Genomic DNA, 1311 nt, shown 5'->3' with positions numbered 1-1311 from the left:
CCTCGGTGAGCGGCATCGCCGGCAACCGCGGGCAGGCCAACTATGCCGCCAGCAAGGCCGGCCTGATTGGCCTGGCCCAGGCCTGGGCGCCCAGGCTTGCCGAACGGGGTGGCAGCATCAATGCCGTGGCGCCCGGCTTCATCGAATCGCACATGACGGCGGCAATGCCCATGGGCCTGCGCGAAGCCGGCAGGCGCTTGAGTACCCTGGGCCAGGGTGGCCGCCCGCAGGACGTCGCCGAAGCCATCGCCTGGCTCAGCCAGCCAGGCTCCGGGGCGGTCAATGGCCAGGTGCTGCGCGTATGTGGCCAGGCACTGATGGGGGCGTAAGCATGGACCGACAATGGCACGACCTGCACAGCCCCGCTTCGCGCGCCAGCCTGTACCTGCGTGCAGCGAGCAAGCGCAAGATCAGCGGCGAGCAACTTCCGCAGGATGGCCTGCGTTGCTTCATCCGGGTTCAGCCGGACAACCTCGGCGCCTATCGGCGGCTCTGCCACTTCCCCGACAACGGGCGGCTGCCGGGTACTTATCCACACATCATGGCCTTCACCCTGCAGCTGCAGTTGATGACTGGCCAAGGCTTCCCTTTCCCGCTGCTGGGCCTGGTGCACCTGCACAACCGCATCGAAGTGCTGCGCCCGCTTGGCGGTGTCGAGGGGCTGCGCTTTGCGGTGTACGCAAATAATCTACAGCCCCATGCCAAGGGCGGCACCTTCGACCTGGTCACCGAGGCTGAAGACAGCATCGGCCTGCTGTGGCGCGAGACCAGCCGCATGCTGGTGCGCGGGCTGAAGCTCGAAGGGGCAACAGCAGAGCCTGCCGAGGGTGAGCCAGCATCACTGCCCGAGGCCACCCGCTGGTACGCCGACAGTGACATCGGTCGGCGCTATGCCAAGGTCTGCGGGGACTACAACCCTATCCACCTCAGCGCCGCCAGTGCGCGGCTGTTCGGCTTCCCTACGGCCATCGCCCATGGCATGTGGAGCAAGGCCATGGCTCTGGCAGCGTTGAACGGGCATCTGCCGCACAGTGGCTATGCCTTCGAAGTGGATTTCCGCAAGCCGGTGCGACTGCCGTCAGAGGTAGTGCTCAGCGCCACCGAGGCGGGGCCTTCGGGTCAGTTACGGCTGGATGGGCATGGCGGCGTGCTGCATATGGTCGGGCGCTGGGATCGGCTTTAGGTGCTTGCTTTGCATCGGGCCTGGGCAGAAGCTATGCAGCATTAGGAGACCCCGATGAACCTGCAAGAACTCACCCAACGCCTGCACCAGATCCGCGACACCAACGACTGGAGAGGTTTCCACAGCCC

2 protein-coding genes and 1 pseudogene are annotated in these 1311 nt (G+C 65.9%); all 3 read left to right on the top strand.

Features of this window, described 5'->3' with window-relative positions; all coding sequences use genetic code 11:
* A partial coding sequence (locus HP546_RS30330; RefSeq protein ID WP_172233575.1) for an SDR family oxidoreductase occupies nt 1–329 on the top strand: 329 nt, incomplete at its 5' end.
* 2 nt (nt 330–331) lie between these two features.
* On the top strand, nt 332–1183 hold the full coding sequence (locus tag HP546_RS30325) for a MaoC/PaaZ C-terminal domain-containing protein (RefSeq protein WP_172233572.1): 852 nt from the start codon (nt 332–334) through the stop codon (nt 1181–1183).
* 54 nt (nt 1184–1237) lie between these two features.
* A pseudogene (locus HP546_RS30320) lies at nt 1238–1311 on the top strand (nucleotide pyrophosphohydrolase); the annotation flags it as partial.

The sequence above is a fragment of the Pseudomonas sp. CM25 genome (assembly GCF_013179705.1).
Classification (GTDB): domain Bacteria; phylum Pseudomonadota; class Gammaproteobacteria; order Pseudomonadales; family Pseudomonadaceae; genus Aquipseudomonas.
The sequence above is the reverse complement of the archived record's forward strand: the minus strand, read 5'-3'. Positions and strand labels throughout refer to the sequence as shown.

What these genes read in the sequence shown, in the direction of transcription:
- HP546_RS30325 (WP_172233572.1), top strand. Translation starts at nt 332, where the DNA reads ATGGACCGACAATGGCACGACCTGCACAGCCCCGCTTCGCGCGCCAGC.